This is a genomic window from Allobosea sp. 01N443 (assembly GCF_056399325.1).
In genome coordinates this window covers 75,068-99,366 of sequence record NZ_JBFTRC010000001.1, presented here as the reverse complement: position 1 = coordinate 99,366, position 24,299 = coordinate 75,068, and the positions used below count along the sequence as shown (strand labels likewise).

At 65.3% G+C, this 24,299-nt stretch carries 20 protein-coding genes; 9 read left to right on the top strand and 11 right to left on the bottom strand.

Annotated elements, in window-relative coordinates:
* Positions 1 to 155: 155 nt before the first annotated feature.
* The 7 genes from AC1DRP_RS00490 (at position 156) to AC1DRP_RS00460 (ending at position 8,821) form a co-directional block, all read left to right on the top strand.
* Positions 156 to 2,024, top strand: a complete 1,869-nt coding sequence (locus tag AC1DRP_RS00490; protein ID WP_441504966.1) for an ABC transporter permease — start codon at positions 156 to 158, stop codon at positions 2,022 to 2,024.
* Entirely contained in the window at positions 2,024 to 3,157 is a 1,134-nt protein-coding gene (locus tag AC1DRP_RS00485; RefSeq protein ID WP_441504967.1) for an ABC transporter ATP-binding protein, read from the top strand. The genes AC1DRP_RS00490 and AC1DRP_RS00485 overlap by 1 nt, the downstream gene beginning before the upstream one ends.
* A 32-nt stretch (positions 3,158 to 3,189) precedes the next feature.
* Complete coding sequence (locus AC1DRP_RS00480) at positions 3,190 to 4,299, top strand: ABC transporter substrate-binding protein (protein WP_441504968.1); 1,110 nt, start codon at positions 3,190 to 3,192, stop codon at positions 4,297 to 4,299.
* Between the two features lie 77 nt (positions 4,300 to 4,376).
* Positions 4,377 to 5,492, top strand: coding sequence for an ABC transporter substrate-binding protein (locus tag AC1DRP_RS00475; protein WP_441504969.1), 1,116 nt, complete (start codon positions 4,377 to 4,379; stop codon positions 5,490 to 5,492).
* A 33-nt stretch (positions 5,493 to 5,525) separates the two neighbouring features.
* Complete coding sequence (locus tag AC1DRP_RS00470) at positions 5,526 to 6,356, top strand: inositol monophosphatase family protein (RefSeq protein WP_476767511.1); 831 nt, start codon at positions 5,526 to 5,528, stop codon at positions 6,354 to 6,356.
* A 165-nt stretch (positions 6,357 to 6,521) separates the two neighbouring features.
* The gene (locus AC1DRP_RS00465; RefSeq protein WP_441504971.1) at positions 6,522 to 7,163 is read left to right on the top strand and encodes a dual specificity protein phosphatase family protein; all 642 of its coding nucleotides are present in this window, start codon (positions 6,522 to 6,524) and stop codon (positions 7,161 to 7,163) included.
* Positions 7,160 to 8,821 (top strand): metallophosphoesterase family protein, encoded by a 1,662-nt coding sequence (locus AC1DRP_RS00460; RefSeq protein ID WP_476767510.1) that lies wholly within the window; start codon positions 7,160 to 7,162, stop codon positions 8,819 to 8,821. Before AC1DRP_RS00465 ends, AC1DRP_RS00460 begins: the two co-directional genes overlap by 4 nt.
* Here AC1DRP_RS00460 and AC1DRP_RS00455 read toward each other — a convergent pair.
* Complete coding sequence (locus AC1DRP_RS00455) at positions 8,788 to 9,789, bottom strand: LacI family DNA-binding transcriptional regulator (RefSeq protein ID WP_476767509.1); 1,002 nt, start codon at positions 9,787 to 9,789, stop codon at positions 8,788 to 8,790. The two genes, AC1DRP_RS00460 and AC1DRP_RS00455, sit on opposite strands and share 34 nt — an antisense overlap.
* A gap of 555 nt (positions 9,790 to 10,344) precedes the next feature.
* Here AC1DRP_RS00455 and AC1DRP_RS00450 point away from each other — a divergent pair.
* Positions 10,345 to 10,932: a phosphatase PAP2 family protein gene (locus tag AC1DRP_RS00450; RefSeq protein WP_476767508.1), complete on the top strand. Its 588-nt coding sequence runs from the start codon at positions 10,345 to 10,347 to the stop codon at positions 10,930 to 10,932.
* 193 nt (positions 10,933 to 11,125) lie between these two features.
* Complete coding sequence (locus AC1DRP_RS00445) at positions 11,126 to 11,407, top strand: hypothetical protein (RefSeq protein WP_441504975.1); 282 nt, start codon at positions 11,126 to 11,128, stop codon at positions 11,405 to 11,407.
* Positions 11,408 to 11,680: 273 nt separating this feature from the next.
* Here the strand turns inward: AC1DRP_RS00445 and gyrB are convergent, their stop codons facing one another.
* From gyrB to AC1DRP_RS00395, 10 genes are all read right to left on the bottom strand, one after another.
* Entirely contained in the window at positions 11,681 to 14,101 is a 2,421-nt protein-coding gene (gene gyrB, locus AC1DRP_RS00440; protein ID WP_476767507.1) for a DNA topoisomerase (ATP-hydrolyzing) subunit B, read from the bottom strand.
* Positions 14,102 to 14,245: 144 nt separating this feature from the next.
* Positions 14,246 to 16,078: a DNA helicase RecQ gene (gene recQ / locus AC1DRP_RS00435; protein WP_441504977.1), complete on the bottom strand. Its 1,833-nt coding sequence runs from the start codon at positions 16,076 to 16,078 to the stop codon at positions 14,246 to 14,248.
* 77 nt (positions 16,079 to 16,155) lie between these two features.
* Positions 16,156 to 16,770: a LysE family translocator gene (locus AC1DRP_RS00430; protein ID WP_476767506.1), complete on the bottom strand. Its 615-nt coding sequence runs from the start codon at positions 16,768 to 16,770 to the stop codon at positions 16,156 to 16,158.
* 93 nt (positions 16,771 to 16,863) lie between these two features.
* Positions 16,864 to 17,988, bottom strand: coding sequence for a DNA replication/repair protein RecF (recF, locus tag AC1DRP_RS00425; RefSeq protein WP_441504979.1), 1,125 nt, complete (start codon positions 17,986 to 17,988; stop codon positions 16,864 to 16,866).
* Positions 17,989 to 18,002: 14 nt separating this feature from the next.
* Positions 18,003 to 19,118 carry a DNA polymerase III subunit beta gene (gene dnaN, locus AC1DRP_RS00420; protein WP_069878403.1) on the bottom strand — a complete coding sequence of 372 codons (1,116 nt, stop codon included), beginning with the start codon at positions 19,116 to 19,118 and terminating at the stop codon, positions 18,003 to 18,005.
* 157 nt (positions 19,119 to 19,275) lie between these two features.
* Positions 19,276 to 20,778 (bottom strand): chromosomal replication initiator protein DnaA, encoded by a 1,503-nt coding sequence (dnaA, locus tag AC1DRP_RS00415; protein WP_441504980.1) that lies wholly within the window; start codon positions 20,776 to 20,778, stop codon positions 19,276 to 19,278.
* An 800-nt stretch (positions 20,779 to 21,578) separates the two neighbouring features.
* Complete coding sequence (rpsT, locus tag AC1DRP_RS00410; RefSeq protein WP_069878404.1) at positions 21,579 to 21,845, bottom strand: 30S ribosomal protein S20; 267 nt, start codon at positions 21,843 to 21,845, stop codon at positions 21,579 to 21,581.
* 188 nt (positions 21,846 to 22,033) lie between these two features.
* Positions 22,034 to 22,423 (bottom strand): RidA family protein, encoded by a 390-nt coding sequence (locus AC1DRP_RS00405; protein WP_441504981.1) that lies wholly within the window; start codon positions 22,421 to 22,423, stop codon positions 22,034 to 22,036.
* The gene (locus AC1DRP_RS00400; protein ID WP_441504982.1) at positions 22,420 to 23,418 is read right to left on the bottom strand and encodes a threo-3-hydroxy-L-aspartate ammonia-lyase; all 999 of its coding nucleotides are present in this window, start codon (positions 23,416 to 23,418) and stop codon (positions 22,420 to 22,422) included. The genes AC1DRP_RS00405 and AC1DRP_RS00400 overlap by 4 nt, the downstream gene beginning before the upstream one ends.
* Before the next feature lie 106 nt (positions 23,419 to 23,524).
* Entirely contained in the window at positions 23,525 to 24,298 is a 774-nt protein-coding gene (locus AC1DRP_RS00395) for an enoyl-CoA hydratase (protein ID WP_069878406.1), read from the bottom strand.
* Position 24,299: the final 1 nt, after the last annotated feature.

Sequence of the window (24,299 nt, the reverse complement as noted above, 5' to 3'; positions counted from 1 at the left end):
GTCAAGCTGCGTGCAGCCCCACGATCAGAGCTAAATAAGAGCTGCCCCACAGCAGAGCGTTCTTTGCAAGGCTGTGCGGGGAGAGGGAGGGTACGATGGCCAAGACGTGTCCCGCTTCAGCGGGCGCCCGCCCTTGCGCGGAATAGGGCGCCTCGATGACCACCGGTAATGCCGTCGCGCCACGCCGCGAGAGTGGCCGGGAAGGGGCCCGGACGAATGCTATCCCGTCGCCGGCCTGGACATGTCGGCTGCGCTACCGGCTCCGCGTTGCGCTGCGCGAGCCGACGACCATCATCGGCCTCTTCGCCGCGCTTCTGTTTGCCTATCTCATCGTCGTGCCGGTGGTCTCCATTCTGCGCGATGCGGTGACCGTGCAGTTCGGCGACGAGCGCCGGACCGCCGCGGAGGTCGGCAGCCTCACAACCTATTACCTCACCCGCGCCTTCACATCGCCGGTGGCGGCGAACCTGTTCTGGCAACCGCTGCGCAACACCTTGATGGTGGCCGCCGGCGCCATTGGTATCGCCGTCGTCGTCGGCACGGCCATCGCCTGGCTGATCTGCCGCACGGACATGTTCGCGCGGCAGTGGTTCGCGACGGCCCTCATCGTGCCCTATATGCTGCCGGCCTGGACCTTTGCGCTCGCCTGGACGACGCTGTTCAAGAACCGCACGGTCGGCGGCCAGGCCGGCTGGATGGAGAGCCTCGGCTTCACCCCGCCGGACTGGCTCGCCTACGGCCAGGTGCCGATCACGCTCATCCTGGCGCTGCACTACACGCCGTTCGTCATTCTCCTCTTCGGGTCGGCGCTGCGCCGCTTCGACAGTCAACTCGAGGATTCGGCTCGCGTCCTCGGTGCCGGACGCGGGGCTATCGCGCTGAAGATCATCCTGCCCCTGATGCGCCCGGCGCTGATGTCGGCGGTGGTGCTGATCTTCGCCAAGTGCCTCGGCGAGTTCGGCGTCGCCTATGTGCTCGGACTGCCGGTGAAGTACGACGTTCTCGCGACCTCGCTGTACCGCTCGATCGGTTCGCGCCAGACCGGCGTGGCCGGGGTGATTGCCGGCGCCATCATGCTGATCGGCATCATCACGATCCTGATCGACGCCTATCTGGTGCGCGAGGCGCAACGCTTCGTCACAGTCGGCGGCAAGGGCGCCATGAACCGGCCGGCGCGGCTCGGCATCTGGCGCTGGCCGGCCACCGGCTTCGCCGCGGGCGTCTACGCCGCCAGCGTCGGCGTGCCACTGCTGACCCTGTTCCTGTCGACGGTCATGCGTGTACCGGCGGATTTTTCATGGTCGAACTTCACCCTCGACTATTGGATCGGCTGGAATCTGCCAACGGTCGCCATGCGCACCGGCATCCTGCTCAGCCCGGACCTGTGGCAGGCGGCGTTCAATACATTATGGATCGTCGGCCTGGCCTCGACCTGCTCGGGCCTGCTCGGCATCATCACCGGGTATGTCGTGGTGCGCACGCCGGTCCGGCCACTCGCCGCCGTCCTGCGCCAGGTGACGTTCATGCCCTATCTCGTGCCGGGCATCGCCTTCGCAGCCGCCTATCTCTCGTTGTTTGCGGTGCCGCGCGGGCCGATTCCGGCGCTCTATGGCACCTCGCTCATCCTGATCCTGGCACTCATCGCCGACCAGATGCCCTATGCCTCGCGCGCCGGCATCTCCGCCATGATGCAACTCGGCAGAGATCCGGAGGAGGCGGCCCAGGTCGTCGGCGCAGGCTGGCTCGCGCGCATGCGCCTTGTCGTCGTACCGATCCAGAAGGGTTCGCTGATGACCGGCATCCTCCTGCCCTTCATCTCCGGCATCAAGGGGCTCAGCCTGTTCGTCATGCTCGCCGTGCCCAGCACCGACGTGCTGACCACCTTCTCGATGCGCCTCGTCGACTATCACTACACGCAGGCGGCCAACGCGGTCGTCCTGATCATCGCGGCCATCGCCTATTTCGGCACTCTGGCGGCGCAGAAGCTCACCAAGACGAACCTGGCGGAAGGACTAGGCAGCTGATGCCCGCGATCATCCTGGAAAACGCCAATAAGAGCTACGGCGCCGGTTCGCCCAACGCAGTGTCGAATCTCGACCTCGAGATCGCCAATGGCGAGTTCATGTGCCTGCTCGGCCCATCCGGCTGCGGCAAGACGACGACCTTGCGGATGATCGCGGGGTTGGAGAACCTCTCCGGCGGCGAGATCCGCATCGGCGAGCGCGTCGTCGACAGCATTTCCAAGGGCCTGTTCGTCGGGCCGGAAAAGCGCGAGCTCGGCCTCGTATTCCAGAGCTACGCGCTCTGGCCGCACTTGACCATCGAGCGCAATACCGATTTTGGCCTGCGCCTGCGCAAGGTGCCGAAGGCCGAACGCGAGGCTCTCGTCACCCGCGTCATGAAGGCGCTCGACATCGAAAAATACCGGGGACGGTATCCGTCGCAGCTCTCCGGCGGCCAGCAGCAGCGTGTGGCGCTTGCCCGCATGCTTGTGGTCAATCCGGGCGTATTGCTGCTCGACGAGCCGCTGTCGAATCTCGACGCCCGACTGAGGCTGGAAATGCGCGCCGAATTGAAGCGCATCCATGCTGAGTTCGGCACCACCATCGTCTTCGTCACGCACGATCAATGGGAGGCGATGACGCTCGCAACCACAATTGCGGTGATGAACGAGGGCTCGCTGCAACAGATGGGGACGCCGAACGACATCTATGACCGGCCAGCCAACCGTTTCGTTGCCGAGTTCGTCGGCAGCCCGCCGATCAACATTTTCGAGATCGGCGCTGCCTCGCACGACGTCGTCGGGCGGCACGCGGTGACCTTTCTCACGGCCCGACTGGGCCCCGATGCCGATATCGGCTCGCTCGGGCTCCGGCCCGAAACCATTCAGATTGCCGACTCGGCCGACGCGGTGCCTCTCGGCAACTTCGCCGACGAGGCGGTCGTGACCGGCATCCTTCCGACCGGTGGCAGTTGGATCGTCGAGCTGACTTCGGGCGGCAAGAAGACATTCGCGACCGCCAACGAGGCGCCGCGCCACAAGGTCGGCGACACGATTTGGTTCCACGTCCGACCGGCAGCGCTGCATGTGTTTTCGCGCGACGGCCAGCGTCTCCAACGTGCCGACGACGTCCTCGCGCAAACAGCTGTCCAATGAACGCCCCCAACGACAGAAAACGGGAGGGATCCATGCTTGTCATGACGAGGGCTGCACTCCGCACCGGCCTGGCGGTCGCCGCGTCGGTCGCTGCAATGGCCGCCATGGCCGAGGATCTGAAGCTGCTCGCGGAGCGTGCGAAGGCCGAGCCGCCGATGACGGTCTACGCCGTTACCGGCAAGATCGTCGATACGGCCAACGCCTTCAACAAGATCTATGGGCTTGGAGTCACCGGCAAGAAGGTCAGCGAGGCAGGCCAGGTGGAACTGCTCATTCGGGAGCATCGCGCCGGTGCCGCGCTCGCCTCCATCTCGCTTGCGGCCGACACGGCGTCGGTCGCGGCCGAGTTGCTGCCAAAGAAGGTCGTCACCTCCTACGTGCCCGACGACGCGGCGAACCTGTTGCCGAAAAATGCGCGGGATCCGCTGGTCTTCGTCACCGATCCGCATGTCTGGAGCTATAACGGCGCGGCATCGCAATCCTGCCCGGTCAAGAACGTCTGGGAACTGACCGAACCGGCATGGTCGCGTCTGGTGACCCTGATGGACCCCCTGGAGAGGCCGGCCTATGCCGACTGGTTCAACCAGTTGGAGACGCACCACGACGCCGCGATGGCGGCCGCATATGCGACGCATTTCGGCAAGCCGTTCGACAAGCGGCAGGGCTCGGCGACCGCCGCCTGGGTGAAGGCGCTGGCCGCCAACGGGCCACTCATCGCCGATTCGACCGCCGTCGCCGCCGCCGTCGGCGCGCCCGGACAAAAGCAGCCGTTTTTTGGCATGGTGCCGGTCGCCAAGTTCCGCGACAATATCGACAAGAAGTTCAGCCTGACGATCTGCCGCGACATGCAACCCTTCGCCGGCATGCTCTATCCCAGCATGGCTGTCGTTGCGGCCGGCACGAAGAGCCCCAACACGGCGAAGCTGTTCATCAACTACCTGCTGACCGAACCGGGACTCGCGCCGCAACTCGTCGACGGGAAGGTGCCGACGCACCCCAAGATCGCCTTGCCCGCTGATGAGCCCTCGGGCATCGGCCGTTCCCTCGACCGGATGATGGCGTGGGATCTCGCGTCGTCCGTGAGCGACCTGGAGCGCCGCCAGGATTGGCAGGACCTGTGGCGCGTCAACCTCAGGCGCTGACGGCGCCCTGCACGCGAACCCAACAAGCAAGCGGCGCGGGTGCAACAGCTCGCAAGCCGCACAAGGGAGGAACGACCATGAGCGCCTACTGGAGAGCACCGCTGCTGGCCGTTGCGTTGGCAGCCGCCGCCACTCCGACCATCGCCGCCGAGCCGCTCGACCTCAACAGCCTGATCGCCGCGGCCAGGAAAGAGCCGCCGATCACCATCTACGACAGCACCGGMAAGATCGTCGACATGGCCAAGGCGTTCTCGGCCAAGTACGGCCTCAGTGCCACGGGGCAGAAGGTGTCGGCCAACAGCCAGCTCGAAATGCTGCTGCGTGAGAGCCAGAGCCGCAACGTCAAGGGAGACGTGGCGCTGTTGACCGACACGCCGGCCGTCATCGGCCAGATGCTGCCGGCCAAGGTGCTGGAAAGCTACCTGCCTGCCGACCTCGCCGGCGAAATCCCGGCCGGCTATCGCGACCCGCTCGCCATTTCCGTCAACGCCAATGTCTGGGCCTACAACACCGAAATCCACGGCGCGACCTGCCCGATCTCCAATGTCTGGCAGCTGACCGAGCCGGAATGGAAGGGTCGCGTCGCCTTCATCGATCCGCTGACCAAGGGAACCTATACTGACTGGTTCAACCAATTGGCCCAGCACGGCAACGAGGCGCTCGCTGCCGCCTACAAGGCGCACTACGGCAAGCCGCTGGTCCCGCAGCAAAAGACCGCTGCCGCCGAATGGCTCGCGGCTTTGGCGAAGAATGCGCCGCTCGTGTCCGAGAATGACGACCGCATTTCCGACGCAGTCGGGGCGCCCGGGCAGAAGGCGCCGTTCATGGGGCTGCTGAGCTCCGCCAAGTTCCGCGACAACGCCGACAAGGGCTACAAGCTTGGCCTTTGCAAGACGCTTCAGCCTTGGGTCGGCTGGAGCTACACCAAGCTTGCGCTCATCGCCAAAGGCACCAAAAGCCCAAACGCCGCCAAACTCTTCGTCCGCTACATTCTGACGGAAGAGGGGCTGATGCCGCAGATGCAAGATGGCAAGCTGCCGACCAGCAAGGCGATCCCGGTCCCCAAGGACGAGCCATCGGGTGTTGCCGTCGTGCTGGACCGCCTGTTTCCCTACGACGCCAAGACAGGCCTCGACGACTGGGACAAGCGGCAGGATTGGCAGGATTTTTGGCAGATCCACTACAAGCGCTAACACACCGCGCCCCTTGAGCCGGAAGTCCAGACAATGCTGCATACGACGATCGCCGATATTGCCCGCAAAGCCGTTCTCGCCGTTCAGGAGCCGCTCACGGCCGCGTTTCGCGCCGGCATGGTGGTCGATTTCAAGCGCGACCGGCACGACCCCGTCACCGAGCATGACCGCCGCGCCGAGGCGGTGATCCGCGATCTCGTGTTCCGGGAGGTTCCCGACTCGACCTTTGTCGGCGAGGAAGGCGGCTCGGTCGGGAGCGGCGCGGTGCACTGGTATGTCGATCCGATCGACGGTACGGCCAATTTCGCCAGCGGGATGGCGTTCTGGTGCACGTCGGTGGCAGCGGTGGTCGACGGCGAGACCGTCGCCGGGGCCATCCTCGATCCGATCGGTGGCAACCTGTTCCTCGCCGATCGGAACGGGGCCTGGCTCAACGGGCAACCGCTCGCCAGCCGTGCCGCCCCCGACGAGGCCAACGCCGTACTGATCACCGGCTATCCGGTGCCGCGCGACTTCCGCAACGACGGCGAAGCGGTCGCGCTCGGCCGTTTCGGCGAACTGACACGCACCTTCGCGACCCTGCGACGACCGGGTAGCGCCGCACTCAGCATCGCCCATGTCGCGGCCGGCTGGGTCGACGCCGCCGCCGGTTTCGGCGTCAACGCCTGGGACGTCACCGCCGCCATCCTGATCCTAGAGAAGGCGGGCGGCCGCTACACCCCGCACGACCTCGGCAAGGTGGGGCCGACCGCGCCGGCGTTCCTCCACCCGGGCTATGTCGCTGTAGGCGCAGGGGCGAATTATCCGACGCTCGATCGCGTCGCGCGCGAGATCTCCGAAGGGCGAAGGCGACGCGTCGCCTAGATGGCCGTGCCGTTGCGGCGGCGCGGTCACCGCAGGAGTGGACTGCGTCATTGCATCTGCACGAGCGGCTGCGAGCGAGCGATAGTGAACAGCTGTGCAAACTCATTCGATCCGGAATTGGCGAGTACCCTTATGGCTCCGACAAGAGACGTTGCTGCCCCTGAAATGCCCACGCCCCGCTATGACCGGCCGCACATCTCGCGCGTCTACGAGAACCTGCCCGGCTATGGCATCGATCTCTATGTCGGCGGGCGTGAAGGCGCATCCGATATCCCGCTGCTGAAGCGGCACGGAATCACCACGGTGCTCAACTGCGCCGTCAATCTCGACTTCAACTACGTGGCCGAGCCGGCGCCGGACGCGCTGAACGACGTCGATTTCGGGCATGCCCCGATCCGCTACTACAAGCTTGGTATCGTTGACGGACCGGGCAACCCGCAAACCATGATGCTGGCCGGCTATTTTCAGCTGAAGGGCGCACTCGACCAGATTCTGCCGGAGAAGCCGTCCTATTCCGTGCGCGAGCGCGGCAATGTGCTGGTCAGCTGCCGGGCCGGGCGGTCGCGTTCCGTCATCCTGGTGGCCCTGTTTCTGCATCTGCGTCTCCCAGCGGAGTTTCCCACCCTGGAGGACGCCATCAATTACGTTCGCGGCAAGCGCGAACTCCGTCCCGACGAGTGGCATGAGACGCCCAAGCCCATGCTGATCGCCGCCGCCGCACGGACTGCTCGCTGGGCGCGCATGATCGAGGACGACATCGCCGCGCATCCGGAAGAGCACGGCCCTCTGCCGGAGTTGGCTGATTGAACCCAACATACCGCATCGCCGTCATCGCCGACCCGCATGTGCATGACGTCGCCTGGCGACCAGCGGGGGCGGGGCTTACGGGCGCAGTGCGCAGCTGGGCCGATACAGCTGCGTCCACCCGCGTATTCAACGAGAGCCTTCCTGCCTTCCGCGCCGCGCTCGATTGCGCTGTTGCGGAAGGCGCGAGGCTCGTCATCGTTCCCGGCGATCTCACCGACGATGGTCAGCGGCACAATATCGAAGTCGCCGTCGCGCTCATCGCCGAGTACGAGCGTCGCCATGGCCTGCGCGTATTCATGACACCCGGCAATCACGATTTCTGGGCGCTGAAGGGCCGGCCGCAGCGCAAGGAGTTCGTCGGGCGCGACGGCAGCCGGGTCATCGTCGGGAGCCACGCCGCACCGGGTGGCGCCGCGATCGCGTCGCCGGAGACTGCCATGCTCGGCGCGCCCGAGGCGCTGACGCTCATGGCCGATCTCGGCTTCCAACCTCGCACCGACGACCAGCATTTTGAAACGCCGTTTGGCAGCGATGCCCGTTGGAGCTCGCGAACGGTCCGTGCCGCCAGCCCTGACGGAGCCACGAGCTTTGATATGATCGACGCATCATATCTGATCGAGCCCGTTGCGGGGTTGTGGCTGCTCTCGATCGACGCCAACATCGTCGCGCCGCGCGATGGGGCAACTGATCTCGATGATCCCGCGCAGATGCTCGATCCCTCGGATGGCGGGTGGTCTGCAGTGTTGCGCACGCGCCCGCATCTGCTCCCCTGGATGCGCGACGTCGCCGAGCGAGCGCGGCGCGGCGGCAAGGCTCTCGTCGCATTCTCGCATTATCCGGTGCTGGACGCACTCGCCGGCGCCTCGGCATTGGAGTGCGCACTTTTCCCAAGTTCCGGCCTCGCCCGGCGCGCGCCGACCATGGAGGTGGCGCGGTGCTTCACCGAGACCGGCGTGCGTCTTCACCTCTCCGGCCATCTGCACGTGAACGATACCGCCGTGTTCCGGGACGAAAATGGGGGCTTCTTCAACATCGCCGTGCCATCGCCGGTCGGCTTCGCTCCGGCGATGAAGCTGCTCGATGTCACCACGGACCACGTGCGATTACGCACCATCCGTCTCGACGACGTGCCCGGTCACGATGCCGCGTTCGATGACTATAGCCGCGAGGCGGGCGCCGCCGGCGATCCGTCACCGAAGGCTGTCAGCGCCGGCGGCCATCTTGGCTTTCTCGACCGTCATCTGTGCGCCCTCGTCGGCGCCCGTTACATGGCACGCGAATGGCCGCGAGATATGGCGGAGTTCGCACACACCCAGCGCTTCGCCGATCTGGAGAGACTGCTCTGGCCACAGGCAACGCCGGCTGCCAGCACGGGTGACATAGCCCTGACCGCCCTCGCCGAGGACTGGTACCGCTTGCGCAAGGCAGCAGACCTCGCGCTCGATCTGGTGCCTGAAGCGCGCCTTGCCGTCTATCGCCGCTGGATCGGCGAACTGCATCATGCCGAAGCCGCGGGGCTGGCCGGGCGGCTCATCGCCTTCATCAGCCTGCTCGGGCGCTATCTCGACCGCATGCCGACCCTTGATGTCGCGCTGGATCTCAAGGCGCTCGTCGTCACGCCGTCTCAGGGACGGACACTGCGCCGCCAGACCGTCTGAGCCGGCAGGTTGATGGGGCCTTCGACCAGGCAGCCGCCCTCCAGGATTGTTGCGATATGGTCGGCCATGGTGTCGAGCGGCTGGCGGAAGGTCGTTAGCTCGTAGGCAGCCCAGCCGGCCTGCGGTATATCGTCGAAGCCGATGACACAGAGATCCTCGGGGACGCGCCGGCCAAATTCCTTCCGCGCCGCATCCATGAAGCCCAATGCCAGCAGGTCGGTGACGCAGAAGACGCCATCCGGCCGCGCCGCCGAGGCGAAAAGCTGACGCGCCGTCTCAGCGCCCGTGGCGTAACCCGTCGGGCCGAAACGGCACAGCTGCACGTCGACCCCGGCCTTGGCGGCAGCAACCGAAAGACTGACTTCGCGCGCCACGATGCTGGGCGTGCCGGCGGTCGAACTGACGACAGCGATGCGCTCGCAGCCAGCGCGCCGCAGCATCATCAGCGCCTCGGCAGCGGCGCCGGAACTGTCGACGAGGATCTGCTGGGTTCCTTCGAGCAGATCGTCGCGATTGATCAGGATGACGCGCTGGCCGTTGGCGACGCAGGTCTCCACGAGCGAGGATGAAGGACTGCCCGACACGACCACGGTGGCGTCCGCGCGGTAATTGAGCGTCTGGCGTAACGCGGCCTCTGTCGCTTCCGCCTGCCCCGCCGTGTTCAAGACCATCACGACCTTGCCCATGGCTTGCAGCCGCCGCGTCACCACATCGAGCAAGGCCGACTGGTAAGGCGTGGCGATTTCGCCGATCAAAAGGCAGACGATGCCGGATTGCTGGCTGGTCAGGCCGCGAGCCAGATGGTTGACGTGATAGCCGAGGTCTGCGGCTGCCCGGAGCACCTTGGCGCGCGTCGACTCCGACACGCTGGCGCCCTCGGTGAAGGTGCGCGACACCGCCGAACGCGACACGCCGGCGCGATCGGCGACTTGCTGGGCGTTGATCGGCGGACGAATCGGCTTGTTCATAGGGAACCCTTTGGCGCGCTCCTGTGCAAATTTGCACAGGGCTCCCAAAAATGGAACCGAACGAGGTCTCCGCCAGCAGAAATTATTGTTAGATCGTAATAATTTCTGCTGAACGCAAGCATGTGCAGACGGCTAAATATCTCCGCGTTTCAAGCGCCACTTGCCGAGCCGTCACGGCCCGGAATCGGACATCCGTTACGAGCGGTCCAGCCGTGCTCGCCGCGCGCTCATCGCGCCATGCTTTCGATCGATGCGGAGGCCTTGATGTCGCCGTTGCAAAGCAGAAAGCCGGCGGTCCCGACCGGTGTCATCCCTCTGATACGGGCTCGATCTCCAGCAGAGCGGCAACAGGCTCGGCATCAGGACGAAGACGATCCCGGAAGCGTCGAGAACGAAGGCTGCGATGAAAATCGGGCCGAGACAGGCTCCCACCCTCCAAGGAGCCGCAGGCGCACGGCCTCCATACGGTCGAGGAAAGGCCGGTAAATTTCATTCGCCCGCCACCGCATCGTGTGCGACAGCCGTCCCCCAAGATCGTGACCGATTCTCTCGCCGATGCTCGCACTAGATACCGAACTGTTCCTTGCTCTCAATGCCGGGCCGAGCCCAAGCTCTTATGTCGCTCTTTTCGCGATAGCGGTCACTCGCTTCGTGATTCTCCTGATTCCCTGCTACATCGTCGTCCTGTGGATCCGCGGCTCTCGAAGGCGGCGCCTTCTCGCCTTTGCCCTCACTCTCGCTCTGGTCATCGCAATGACCATGAGTTTTGTGATCGGGCTCATCGCCTTTCGGCCTCGTCCTTTCATGGTCAGCCTCGGGCACAGCTTGGTCGATCACCGCTCCAGCGCCTCCTTCCCGAGCAATCACGCCCTCGCCTTCGCGGTGGTTGTGGCTGTGCTTTCCTTGGTGCGGCAATACGGGGTGGCCTGYCTTGCTGCCGCGATTGGTGCGCTCGTAGGCTGGTCGCGCGTCTACGTCGGCGTCCACTACCCATCCGACCTCTTCGGCGCGATTATCGTGGCCATTCCAGCGGCCTTGATCTCGCTCGCGGTGACAGCGAGACACGGTGGGTCAATCATCGCAGCGGTCGAGGGCCTGCAGCGCAGATTGCAGACCCGCCTGACGCGAACCAGTCGACGCTGAAAGGGCAACATCCGCGGACATCATCGGCCACCGCGTCGGCATCTCGGTTCAGGTGACGCGTTCTGAAGCCAATTGCCTCCTTTCGGCGACACGCCCGCCTGATCGGGATAGCGTCTAGCATGAGCCTGAGAGCCACATTCCCGTTTGCGGGCCGATACTCTTGGTTTCCCGATCGTGCCGACCGAGGTGATTCATGCTCGAAGCCGTGAAAGATAAAATCGAAGCGGAGATCGTCGCGCTGGTGAGCCAGAACCAGCATCTCATCACGGACTTCGTGGGGCAGAAGGCCTCCGGTCTCATCAACGACGACGCTGCAATGACCGGTTTCGCCCTCAAGCTCTACGGCATGTTGCCGACCATGCTGAGGTCGATCGTCGGTCAGGACACCTTCACGGCCTTCGTGCTCGACAATCGCCAGCGATTGATCGCGGCAATCACCGCGGCAACGCAGGCACCCAACGAAAAGAAACCCTGATGCCCTCGCCTCAGGCCTCAGCGACTGCCCGCGTAGCCGCGGTAGCCCGCTGCGCGATTCCGTCCGCGCGCATCTCGCTACGCCTCTGTTTTCTTTCCCTAACCTCGCTGTCGCGCAGATTTGATATCAGCCGATCTGATGGGCATCCCAGGACGCCCCCATCCGACGGCACCCGCGTGCTTGAGTGGTGGTGTTGGCACACCACTCGAGGGACGCGTCCGTGGAGCAGGGCGGCACGATCGGTCCGGGTCACGGACCGCCAGGGCCGCGCCGTCACGTATCGACGGTCGCGTTCAGTGCGTTGCTCTGGATGAAGTCGCGACGGGGTTCGACGACGTCGCCCATCAGCTTGACGAAGAGATCGTCAGCCTCGTCATTCTGGTCGTTCTTGACCCTGAGCAGCGAGCGCACGTCGCGATCGAGTGTCGTCTCCCAGAGCTGCTCGGGGTTCATTTCGCCGAGGCCTTTGTAGCGCTGCAGCGAGACGCCCTTCTTGCCGATGGCGCTGACCGCGTCGAAGAGATCGCTCGGGCCATTGACGATGTGATCATCGCCCTTGCGGCTGAGCACGCCCGGCTTGGCATAGGCTTCCTGCAGCGAGACGGCTGCCGCAGCGAGCTTGCGCGCTTCGGCGCTCGCAAGCAGGCCGGCATCAAGTACCGCGACCTGCTTCACGCCGCGCACGAGGCGCGAGAAGGTGAAGCTGCCGTCCTCCACCCGGCCTTCCCAGCCGCGCTCGAGATCATCGGAGATCGCGTCCAACCGCCGCGCGACATAGGCCGCGGCTTCGCTGGCCTGCGCATCGCTCTCGTTGGTCAGCGGATGCAGCGCGCCCGCGATCGCCATCTGCTCGACGATGCGCCGGTCATAACGCGAATGGAGCTGCGACAGCGTGTTGCGTACGCCGCGCGCCTCGTCGATCAGACTGCGCAGGTCGGGACCGGCGCGCTCGATGCCGTCTCCTGTCCGGAAAACAGCACCGTCCAAGGTCGAGTCGACGAGGTATTCCTCGAGCGCGCGCTCATCCTTGAGATAGGTCTGCGACTTGCCGCGCGCCGCCTTGTAGAGCGGCGGCTGGGCGATGAAGAGATGCCCGCGCTCGATCACCTCCGGCATCTGCCGGAAGAAGAAGGTCAGCAGCAGGGTGCGGATATGGGCGCCGTCCACGTCCGCGTCGGTCATGATGATGATCTTGTGGTAGCGCAGCTTCTCGATGTTGAACTCCTCGCGGATGCCGGCTCCGAGCGCGATGATCAGCGTACCGACCTGCTCGGAGGAAAGCATCTTGTCGACGCGCGCGCGTTCGACATTGAGGATCTTGCCGCGCAGCGGCAGCACAGCCTGGTATTCACGGGCACGGCCCTGCTTGGCGGAGCCACCGGCCGAGTCACCCTCGACGATGAAGAGTTCTGATTTGGCGGGGTCGCGCTCCTGGCAATCCGCGAGCTTGCCGGGCAGCGAGGCGATATCGAGCGCGCCCTTGCGCCGGGTCAGATCGCGCGCCTTGCGGGCCGCTTCGCGGGCCGCGGCAGCTTCCGCCACCTTGCCGACGATGGTCTTGGCTTCATTGGGGTGCTCCTCGAGCCAGGTCGAAAGCGCCTGATTGACGATGTTCTCGACGACGGGACGCACCTCGGAGGAAACCAGCTTGTCCTTGGTCTGCGAGGAGAATTTCGGGTCCGGCACCTTCACCGAAACGATGGCCGTCAGTCCTTCGCGGCAATCGTCACCGGTGAGCGAGACCTTTTCCTTCTTCATCATGCCGGAGGTCTCGGCATAGCCAGTGATCTGGCGAGTCAGCGCAGCACGAAAGCCGGCTAAATGCGTGCCGCCATCCCGCTGCGGGATGTTGTTGGTGAAGCAGAGCACGTTCTCGTGGTAGCTGTCGTTCCACCACAGGGCGACATCGACGGTGATGCCATCCTTTTCGGCGCCGAGCACCACCGGCTTGTCGACGACGGGGGTCTTGGCGCGGTCGAGATAGCGCACGAAGGCCTCCACGCCGCCCTCATATCTCAGCTCCTCCCGGACGACCTCGGCATGGCGTGCGTCGGTGAGGACGATGCGAACGCCCGAATTCAGGAAGGCGAGTTCGCGCAGGCGATGCTCGAGCGTCTTGTAGTCGAACTCGACCATCGTGAAGGTCTGGGTCGAGGGCAGGAAGGTGACTTCGGTGCCGCGCTTGTCGCCGGCCGGGCCGACAATGGCGAGCGGCGCGACGGCGTCGCCATGATGGAACTCCATGAAATGCTCTTTACCGCCACGCCAGATGCGCAGCTTGAGCGAGACCGAGAGCGCGTTGACGACGGAGACACCGACGCCGTGCAGGCCACCCGAAACCTTGTAGGAATTCTGGTCGAACTTTCCGCCGGCATGGAGCTGGGTCATGATGACCTCGGCGGCGGAAATGCCCTCCTCGCTGTGGATATCGGTCGGGATGCCGCGCCCGTTATCGGTGACCGTGACCGAGCCATCGGCGTTCAGCGTGACAGTGACGAGATCGGCGTGCCCTGCCAGCGCCTCGTCAATGGCGTTGTCGACCACCTCGTAGACCATGTGGTGCAGGCCCGAGCCGTCATCGGTGTCGCCGATATACATGCCGGGGCGCTTGCGCACCGCATCCAGGCCTTTGAGAACCTTGATGGAATCGGCGCCATAGGCAGCGTCTTCAAGGTCGCGGGCAGCATCACTCATGTCGGGGTCCTTCAGCGGGCGAGGCTATGCCCGCGATCGTCTTGATTCGTATCATGAATATAGGCGGGAACGGTGGCTTTTTCACGCGCGTACGCGTACGTGCGCGCAGGGGCAGCCCCGGCGCATCGTGACGAGACTGCCCCGCTATCCCCGAAAGCCCGCGATCGCATCGGCGAAGACCTCGCCATACTGGGCGAGCTTGCGCTCGCCGACGCCCTCGATCCCGCGCATCTGATCGAGCCCGAGCGGCCGCTCGCGCGCCATGGCAATCAGCGTGCGGTCGGTGAAGATGATATAGGCCGCCACGCCTTCCTCGCGGGCAATCGTCAGCCGGAGCTGGCGCAAATGCTCGAACAGGGCAGCGGTGCCTTCATCGAGCCCATCGGCCCGCGCGCCACGCTCGGCAGGGCGACCGCGCCGTACGGGGAGGGCATCGGCCCTGAGCGCGATCGGCTCGCGTCCGAACAAGATGTCTTCGCCCTTCTCCGTCAGGCGGAAACCGCCATGTTCGGTGCTGGCTTCCGCGAGCGCGCCGGCGGCGAAGAGCTTGCGGGTCAGGGCTGCCCAGGCGGCCTTGGGCTTGTCGTTGCCGACGCCGAAGGTCTTCAGCCCGTCATGGTTCTGGCGGCGGACCGCTTCGCTCATCGTGCCGGTCAGGATATCGGCGAGATGCCCGGCGCCAAAGCGCTGTCCCGAGCGCGCCACTGCCGAAAGCAGCTTTCGGGCATCCAGCGTGGCATCCTGGAGCGTCGCCTCTCCAGCACAGAGATCGCAGCGGAATTGTGCTTCCCGATGCCGGCAAGGCGGCGTCTCCTCGCCGAAATAGGCAAGCAGGGAAGAGCGCCGGCAGAGCGCCGACTCGCACAGGTCGGTCATCGCGCTGAGACGCCTATGCTCGATGCGCCGGCGCTCGTCGTCGATCGCTTTCTCGTCGATCTGGCGGCGGCGCAGCGCCATGTCCTCGACGCCGTAGAGGGTGAGCGTATCGGCCGGCAGTCCGTCGCGGCCGGCGCGGCCGATCTCCTGATAATAGCCCTCGATCGAGCCCGGCATGTCGGCATGGACGACGAAGCGGACATCGGGCTTGTTGATGCCCATGCCGAAGGCGATGGTGGCGCAGATCACCACACCATCCTCCTGCAGGAAGAGGTCCTGGTTGCGGTTGCGCTCCTGCTGCTCCATGCCGGCATGATAGGCAAAGGCCTTGTAGCCCTGCTCGCGCAGGCCTTCGGCGAGGCGCTCGGTCCGGCCTCGCGACGAACAATAGACGATGCCGCTGCCGCCGCGATGTCGCTTCAGGAAATCGGCGATCTGGCGCCGCGGCTGGTCCTTCGGGGCGAAGGCGAGCTTCAGATTCGGCCGATCGAAGGAATGAATGACGGTGACAGGCGGCTTCGGGAACAGCTGCTGGGCGATGTCATCGCGCGTCTGCCGATCCGCAGTGGCCGTCAGTGCCGTGACCGGGACGCCGCCGAGCGCCTCGCGAACCTTGGCAAGCAGGCGGTATTCCGGGCGGAAATCATGCCCCCATTGCGAGACGCAATGCGCCTCGTCGATGGCAAGCCGGGCAACGCCGAGCCTGCGCAGCCGAGCGACCAGTCCCTCCCCCGCCAATCGCTCCGGCGAGACGAAGAGCAGACGCAGGTCGCCGGCGTTGAGCTTCGCCCAGGCGTCCGCCGCCTCGCTCTCGCTGTTCATCGAGTTGAGCGAAGCCGCCGCGACACCGGCCCGCGTCAACTGCCCGACCTGATCCCGCATCAGCGCAATCAGCGGCGAGACCACGAGCGTCAGCCCGCCCGTGACCAGTGCGGGCAGCTGATAGCACATCGACTTGCCGGAGCCGGTCGGCATCACCGCGAAGACGTCGTTTCCCGCCAGCGCGGCCGCGATGACCTCCCATTGTCCCGGGCGGAAATCGTCATAGCCGAAGACGGATTTCAGCGTCGCGCGCGCCTGTGATTCGCGAGATTGCGGCATGCCGAAGGGTTTGCCCGAGGCTGGCGGCAATGGCCAGCCCCAAGCCGCGACCATCCTGGGGGCGATGGAGCTGGTTTTCAGCCCCTAGCGGCGATAGCAGCCGCCGCACCGGCCATGACGCCGCCAGTCAGGCGATTGATCCGAYGCATCGCCGTCGGGCTCGCCACCAGCCGCCGAGCCCGATCCGCGGCATAGGCATAGGCGAGCATCGTCGAGCCTATGATCAGGGTCAGCAGCAACGCAACCTCGACGAAGGCGAGCATCGTCATCCGGCCGAGATCGACGACAAGAGGCAGGATCGACAGGAAGAACACCATGACCTTGGGATTGCCGAGCGTCAGCGCGATGCCGCCGAAGAACAGCCGCAAGCCCTCCCCGCGGGCACTCGGCGGCTGACGCGGCGCCTCGGCCGGGGCGGTCCAGAGTTTCCAGGCGAGATAGAGCAAATAGGCACAGCCGGCATATTTGATCGCGACGAAGAGTCCATGGAAGCCCTGCGTCAGCACCGCAAGGCCAAGCGCCGTGCAGGAGAACCAGATCAGATCGCCTGCGACGATTCCCGCCGCAAAGGGAAGCGAGCGGCGAAAGCCGGTGCCGAGCGAGCGCGCAACCAGGGCAGCGACCGCAGGACCAGGCGAAGCGACCGCCAGAAAATAGACGCCGGCAAATACCAGAAGGCCTGTAAGTTCCATGGGAGCAGCCTCTTCAGAGCAGCGGCAACCCTAATGCACCCGAGGCGTCTCATTGCGACGCGTGATCTGACCGATCAGCCCAGCTCAAGCACGTCAGCCGATGGCCTCGACCTGCCCGGATGTCACGGTGAAACACTGCGCCCCTGCCGGCAGATCGGTGAACAACGCCGGATCGGCACCCGTCATCCAGACCTGCGAGCCCAGCTCGCCGAGTTCGGCGTAGAGCGCCGCGCGCCGACGCGGATCGAGATGGGCGGCGACTTCGTCGAGCAAGACCAGTGGCGGAAGCCCGCTCATGCTCCGGACCAGCCTCGCATGCGCAAGCACGAGCCCGATCAGCAGGGCCTTCTGCTCGCCGGTCGAGCCCTGCTCGGCCGGGATATCCTTGGCGGCATGGCGAACGAGGAGGTCCGACGCCTGCGGGCCGACAAGGGTGCGCCCGGCCGCGCGGTCGCGCTGGCGCCCCTGCCTCAGGATGTCGCGATAGCGATCCTCGGCATCGAGTGCCGGCAGCCCCGCCACAAGCCGGTCGATCTCGCCTTCAAGGCCGAGCGCGGCACGGGGGAAGGGAGATGCGTCGTCGCCATTGGCCGCGATGATCATCGCCAGTCGGCCAACCGTCTCGGCCCTCGCGGCAGCCACGGCCACGCCGAGTTCGGCGATCTCCCGCTCGATCGCTTCAAGCCAGGACGACTCTTGCGGAGTGTCCTCGAGGATCCGGTTGCGCGAGCGCAAAGCCCGTTCTAGCGCGTTCGAGCGTGTCGCATGGCCTGGATCGACCGCAAGCACGAGCCGGTCGAGGAAGCGGCGGCGGTCGCCGGCCGAGCCACGGAACAAGCCGTCGAGATCCGGCGTCAGCCAGACCACGCGGAGATAGTCGCTGAAAGCCAGCGCCGAGCCGACCTGGACCCCGTCGATGCGGGCAAGCCTTGCACGCCGCCCGTCGCTTTCGCTGCCAAGCCCGATGCCGAGGCGCGGCCCATCCTCCGCGAGCGCAATCGATACGGCGAAGGAGCCCGGGCCCGCCTGGCGCGCCATGTCGGAGAGATCGGCGCGGCGCAGCCCCCGGCCCGGCGCGAACAGAGACACGGCTTCGAGCAGATTGGTCTTGCCGGCGCCATTCTCACCGACAAGCGCAACGATTTGGCCCCCGATCGCGAGATCGAGGGCCTCATAGGAGCGGAAATCCTGAAGGATCAGGCGCGCGACCGTGGTCAAGATGCGAGCGCGGCCTAAACCCGCATCGGCATCAGCACATAGAGCGCAGACGCACCTTCGCGATCCTGGATCACGGTCGGCGAACCGGGATCGGCAAGCTTGAGGAGGGCCGTGTCGCCATCGAGCTGGGCGGCGATATCCATCAGGTAGCGGGCGTTGAAGCCGATATCGAGCGGGCTCGCATCATAATCGACCTCGACCTCCTCGGTCGCCGATCCGGAATCGGGATTGGTGACCGACAGGGTCAGGCGGCCATCGGCGATGGACAGCTTCACCGCGCGACCGCGCTCGGAGGAGATCGTCGAGACACGATCGACCGAGGCAGCGAAATCGCCCTTGTCGACGGTCAGGCGCTTGTCGTTTCCGCTTGGGATCACCCGCTGGTAATCCGGGAAGGTGCCGTCGATCAGCTTCGAGGTCAGCACCACCGCCTGCGTCGCGATACGGATCTTGGTGGCGGAGAGCTCGACCGAGACCTCGGTGTCGCCATCCTCCAGCAGCTTCTGGATCTCCGCCACGGCCTTGCGCGGCACGATCACGCCCGGCATGCCGGCAGCCCCGCTCGGAGCCGCGGTATCCACGCGGGCAAGCCTGTGCCCGTCCGTCGCAACGGCGCGCAGCAGGCTGCGGCCTTCGACTTCGATGGTGTGGAGATAGATGCCGTTCAAATAGTAGCGCGTCTCCTCGGTGGAGATCGCGAACTGGGTCTTGTCGATCAGGCGCTTGAGCTCACCCGCGGCGAGCGTGAAGCGATGCGCCATCTCGCCCGCGGTGATGTCGGGGAAATCGCCCTCGGGCAGGGTTTGCAGCATGAAACGCGAGCGGCCGGAGCGGAGCGTCAGCCCCGCTTCACCCGTCGTCTCGAGCGAGACCTGGGCGCCGTCGGGCAGCTTGCGCACGATATCGTAGAGCGTATGTGCCGGCACGGTCGTCGCGCCCGGCTCCGGGACATCGGCGGGCACCGTCTCGACGACCTCGATATCGAGATCGGTCGCCTTCAGTTTGAGGCCGGCACCGTCCGCGCTCAGCAAAAGGTTCGACAGGATCGGGATCGTGTTGCGGCGTTCCACCACGCGGTGGACATGACCCAGCGACTTCAACAGCGTAGAACGTTCGACCGTGACCTTCATCGTCTGTCTTCTGGCGTGCTAGCGCCCGAGCAGCGGCTGCACGGGCGACGGAATGGCCCGCGACATTGCAGGACGCGCGCCGGTGGCGCAAGGGCGCTCTCACAACCGGCCACAGCCAAAGCCGCGCTCGCCTTCAGGGCATAGCGCGGCAGGCAGCTCACTCCTGCAGCATCCGCTTCAGGAGATCGACCTCGTCATGCAGCAGGCGATCTTCGGCGATCGCCTTTTCGATCTTGCGCACGGCGTGCAGCACGGTGGTGTGATCGCGGCCACCGAAGCGGCGGCCGATCTCCGGCAGCGAGCGCGGAGTCAGCGCCTTGGACAGATACATGGCGATCTGGCGCGGCTTCACGACTGCCGCGGTGCGGCGCTCGGAGAGGATGTCGGCCCGGCTGACATTGTAGCGGGTGGCGACCAGCTTCTGGATGTCCTCGATCTTGACGCGGCGCGGCTCGCGGGTCCGGACCAGGTCACGGATCGCCGCCTCGGCCGTTTCCAGCGTCACCGCATTGCCGGACAAGGTGGCATGGGCCAGCAGCCGATTGGCGGCGCCGTCGAGATCGCGGCCATTGGCGGTGATGACGCGGGCAACATAGGCGATCACGTCGGAATTGACGTGGAAGCTCGAATGCGCCGCCTGCAGCGACTCGAGCCGGCTTCCGAGAATCTTCACGCGCAGCGCCTCGTCAAGCTCGCCGACCTCGACGACAAGCCCGCCGGCCAGCCGCGAACGGATGCGCTCGTCGAGCGCTTCGAGATCATTGGCAAGCCGATCGGCCGCGACCACGATCTGCTTGCCGGCATCGATCAAGGCGTTGATCGTGTGGCCGAACTCCTGCTGGATCGAGCGCCCCTGGATGAACTGTACGTCGTCGACGATCAGCAGGTCGATGCCGCGCAGCTTTTCCTTGAAGGCGAGCGCCGTCTGYGACTTCAGGGCCGCGACGAAACCGTACATGAAGCGATCGGCCGTGAAATAGGCCACGCGTTTGCCATGATTGCGCGCATCCTGAGCAATCGCCTGCAGGAGATGCGTCTTGCCGAGCCCGACCCCAGCATGAAGGTAGAGCGGATTATAGGGGGTCGATCCGGCCGGGGCCGCGGCAATTCGCTCGGCCGCTGCAAAGGCCAGCTGGTTCGACTTGCCGACGATGAAGCTCTGGAAGTTGAGGCGCCGGTCGAGCATGGTGCCGCAGGCGTCAACAAGCTCCTGCTCACAGGGCAGGGATCCGGCCTCCGCCGAGCGAAGGGCCATGACGGGCTCGGGTGCCGCCGCACGCGGGGCAGCCATGGCAGCCTCGCGGACCGCGGCCGGAATGGCATCCCGGGCAGCCTGGCGCACCGAAAGCAGGATGCCATTGGCAGCAGGCAACTCGGCCAGGCAATGCGCCCGCAGGCGCTCGGCATAATGCGCCTCCAGCCAGCTCTTCAGGAAACGGGTCGGCACGGTGAGATAGGCCACGCCATCGACGAGGCCGCCGATCTCGACACGCGCAAACCAGCTGGAGAAAACATCCTCGCCGAGTTCGGCACGCAGGCGGCGGCGCACGCGGTCCCAGGCTTCAGTCAGGGAAAGCGCTGCTCCCTCCCCCTGGATGCTCGCAGTCGTGGTCGCGATCACAGACGCCGGCACAGCCTTCGCATCGGTAATCTCGTCCATGGCTTGCCGCTCGAACATTTCGTGCCCCATTTCAATATCAAGAGATGCGCTATCGGCGGCGGCTCTTGGTGGACCGCCTGCCGGAGCTGTTGTTTGGACAAAGAGAATGACGCCCACTCGACGGCATGCGCCGGCGGGTGACAGGCTCTCGATCCATTTCTGATTACGCTTAGAAGGCTCGCCGAAGGACGGAGCCGCTACTTCATCTCAACTCAAACAGACAAAGAGCCGCATCCTCTCCCCTCTGGGGCGTGAGCCAAAAACGCCGTTAATCTTTGGAAACCACCGGAGGTCATTGCTGTCCGCCCGGCGATGAAGGGACCTTACAGGGGCGCCTCGAACGGGGGCAATATCCCAGTCAGCCGGCTTCGGAGACTCAAGCCCTTTCAGAGCCCCCATGACCTATGGGCAAGGCAGGCCCAATAGGTTGGGGAACTTAACGTTTTTTTTACGGCGGAGGCTGCGCGCGGAGCGCGAATCTTTTTTTCGGGAAGCGACGGAGACGCAGGTAGAAGCTCCGGCGATTCCCGACAACAGATTCCTTTGCCCGCTAACGTCATGAAAAATATGGGATTTATTTGCGCGGCCAAAAGGCGAAAAAAGCACCTTTTGGCGCCCTGAAACCACAACCGAAGTCAACCCCATAACGCAGCGGAAAGATTACTGAATCGGCCCCGCAGATGAGATTTTTCTCGTCTGCGGCAGTCAGGCTTGCCTAACGGTCGGTTAACACAGCAAACAAAAAGCCCGACCTGACGGCCGGGCTTTTCTTAGTCCGAAACTGCTCTGCAGAACGCCGCTCAGGAAGCGAGAGCGCTGATCCGATGCGCCAGGCGCGAGACCCTGCGCGAAGCGGTGTTCTTGTGAACGACGCCCTTCTGAGCGGCGCGCATGATCTCCGGCTGAGCGGCCTTGAGCGCCTCCGCAGCGGCACCCTTGTCGCCCGAGGCAATTGCCTCCTCGACCTTGCGCAGGAAGGTGCGCATACGGCTGCGGCGCGCCTTGTTCACCTCGGTGCGCCGCGCGATCTTGCGCGTGGCCTTCTTGGCCGACGTCGTATTGGCCATCGATCGTCCTCGTCTTCATTGCGACCGAACACCCGGCGGATTTGCCTGGCGGGTTCGGGCCGCTACCTTGATTGAAATGCATGTGCGGCGGCGGTTGCTTGCGCTAGCCGTCGCGAGACGCTGGCCTATAGTATCTTGTGCGGGCCGCGTCAACGCCGGAATGGCCGTATCACGCCAGGAGCGCCAGATCAGCCCCTTCGGACCGCCACAGCCTCGATCTCGATCAGGTAGCCATGATGCAGCTCGGGCACCGGCACGACCGAGCGCGCAGGGCGGTGATCGCCGAAGGCCTCAGCGTAGATCCGGTTGAACTCGGGCCAGTTGCCCACCCCGACCAGATAGGCCGTAACCTTGACGACATCGGACGGCGCACAGCCAGCCGCCGTGAGGATCGCGAGCATGTTGGCCAGCGCCTGATGCGCCTGGACGGCGAAGGGCTCGGCCGAGCTATGGCTGCCGTCAGGGCGGGGAGCGAGCTGGCCGGAGACGAAGACGAGGTCCTTATAGGCCACGGCATGCGCATAATGCCCCGCCGGGGCCGGCACCTCGGGCGAGGCGATGGTCTCGATCCTGCTCATGCCGAAGGCCCTACGAAGCGTGCGAAGGCAGCAAGATCGACATTGCCGCCGCTGATGATGACGCCGACACGCTTGCCCGTGACCGGAACCGCCCCGGTGAAGGCCGCTGCAGCCGCAAGGCAACCGGTGGGCTCGACCACGAGCTTCATGCGCTCGGCGAAGAAGCGCATCGTCTCGATCAGCGCCGCATCCGGCACCGTGACGATATCCTCGACGAGGTTCTGGATGATCGGGAAGGTGTATTGACCGAGGAAGGCGGTCTGGGCGCCGTCGGCAATGGTCTTGGGCACGTCGATCTTGACGATCTTGCCGCTGCGCAGGGATTGCTGGCCGTCATTGCCGGCCTCCGGTTCGACGCCGAAGACGCGGATGCCGGGGTTGAGCGCCTTGGCCGCGAGAGCCGCGCCGGAAATCAAACCGCCGCCGCCGAGGGGGACCAGCAGGATATCGAGCGGGCCAGCCTCCTCGATCAGCTCCTTGGCGGCGGTGCCCTGGCCGGCAATGACATCGGGATGGTCATAGGGCGGAATCAGGGAGAGGCCGCGGGTCTCGGCCAGCTCGCGGCCGAGCGCATCGCGGTCCTGGCTGTAACGGTCGAAGAGCACGACCTCGGCGCCATAGCCACGGGTCGCCGCAACCTTCGCGGCAGGCGCATCCTGCGGCATCAGGATGACGGTCGGCACGCCGAGCAATTTGCCCGACAGGGCGATCGCCTGAGCGTGATTGCCCGAGGAGAAGGTGACGACACCAGCACGCTTCTGTTCGGCGCTCAGCGCCGAGATCGCGTTGAAGGCGCCACGGAACTTGAAGGCGCCCATGCGCTGCAGGTTCTCGGCCTTGAAGACCAGCGAGGCCTCGGTGCGGGCATTGGCCGTGCGCGAGGTCAGTGCCGGCGTCCGGTGTGCGATGCCTTGGAGGCGACCCGCCGCCGTCACGACATCCTCATAGGTCGGCAGGACGAGCCCGCCCGTGGCGGAAGGAGCGGCAGCGTTCATCTGGTATCCCTAAGCTTCGAAGAGAACCCCCATCGTGTCAGCAAGCGGGGCTGAGCCGCAAATCAAAGATCGTCGGCCCCGGCATTCGCCCCGCTCATGACTGGGTTCAGCGGTTCTTGAAATCCGGCGGCCGCTTCTCGGAGAAGGCGGCCATCCCTTCCTTCTGATCCTGCGTGGCGAAGAGCGAGGAGAACACGCGCCGCTCGAAGCGCAGCCCCTCGTTCAGGGTGACCTCGAAGGCCCGGTTGACGGATTCCTTGACCATCATCACCGAGGGCAGCGACTTCGCCGCGATCGCCTCGGCCGCCTTCAGCGCTTCCGTCATCAGGTCGGCCAGCGGAACGATACGGGCGACGAGGCCGGAGCGCTCCGCCTCGTTCACGTCCATCATGCGGCCGGTGAGGCAGAGATCCATGGCCTTGGCCTTGCCGATCGCCTTGGTCAGGCGCTGCGTGCCGCCGGCGCCGGGAATGACCCCGAGATTGATCTCCGGCTGGCCGAAGCGGGCATTGTCCGCGGCGATGATGAAATCGCACATCATGGCGAGTTCGCAGCCGCCGCCGAGCGCAAAGCCCGCGACCGCCGCGATGATCGGCTTGCGGCGCTGGCCAATGCGGTCCCACGGCTCGAACTTGTCGTCGAGATAGGTCTCGGGGAAGGTGCGGGACTGCATTTCCTTGATGTCCGCGCCGGCGGCAAAGGCCTTCTCCGAGCCGGTGATGACGATGCAGCCGATGCCGGCATCCTTCTCGAAACCATCGATCGCCGTGTTGACCTCGCCAATCAGCTGGCCGTTGAGCGCATTCAGCGCCTGCGGGCGGTTCAGCGTGATGACGCCCACCTTGCCCTTCACCTCGACGAGAATGGTCTCATAAGCCATG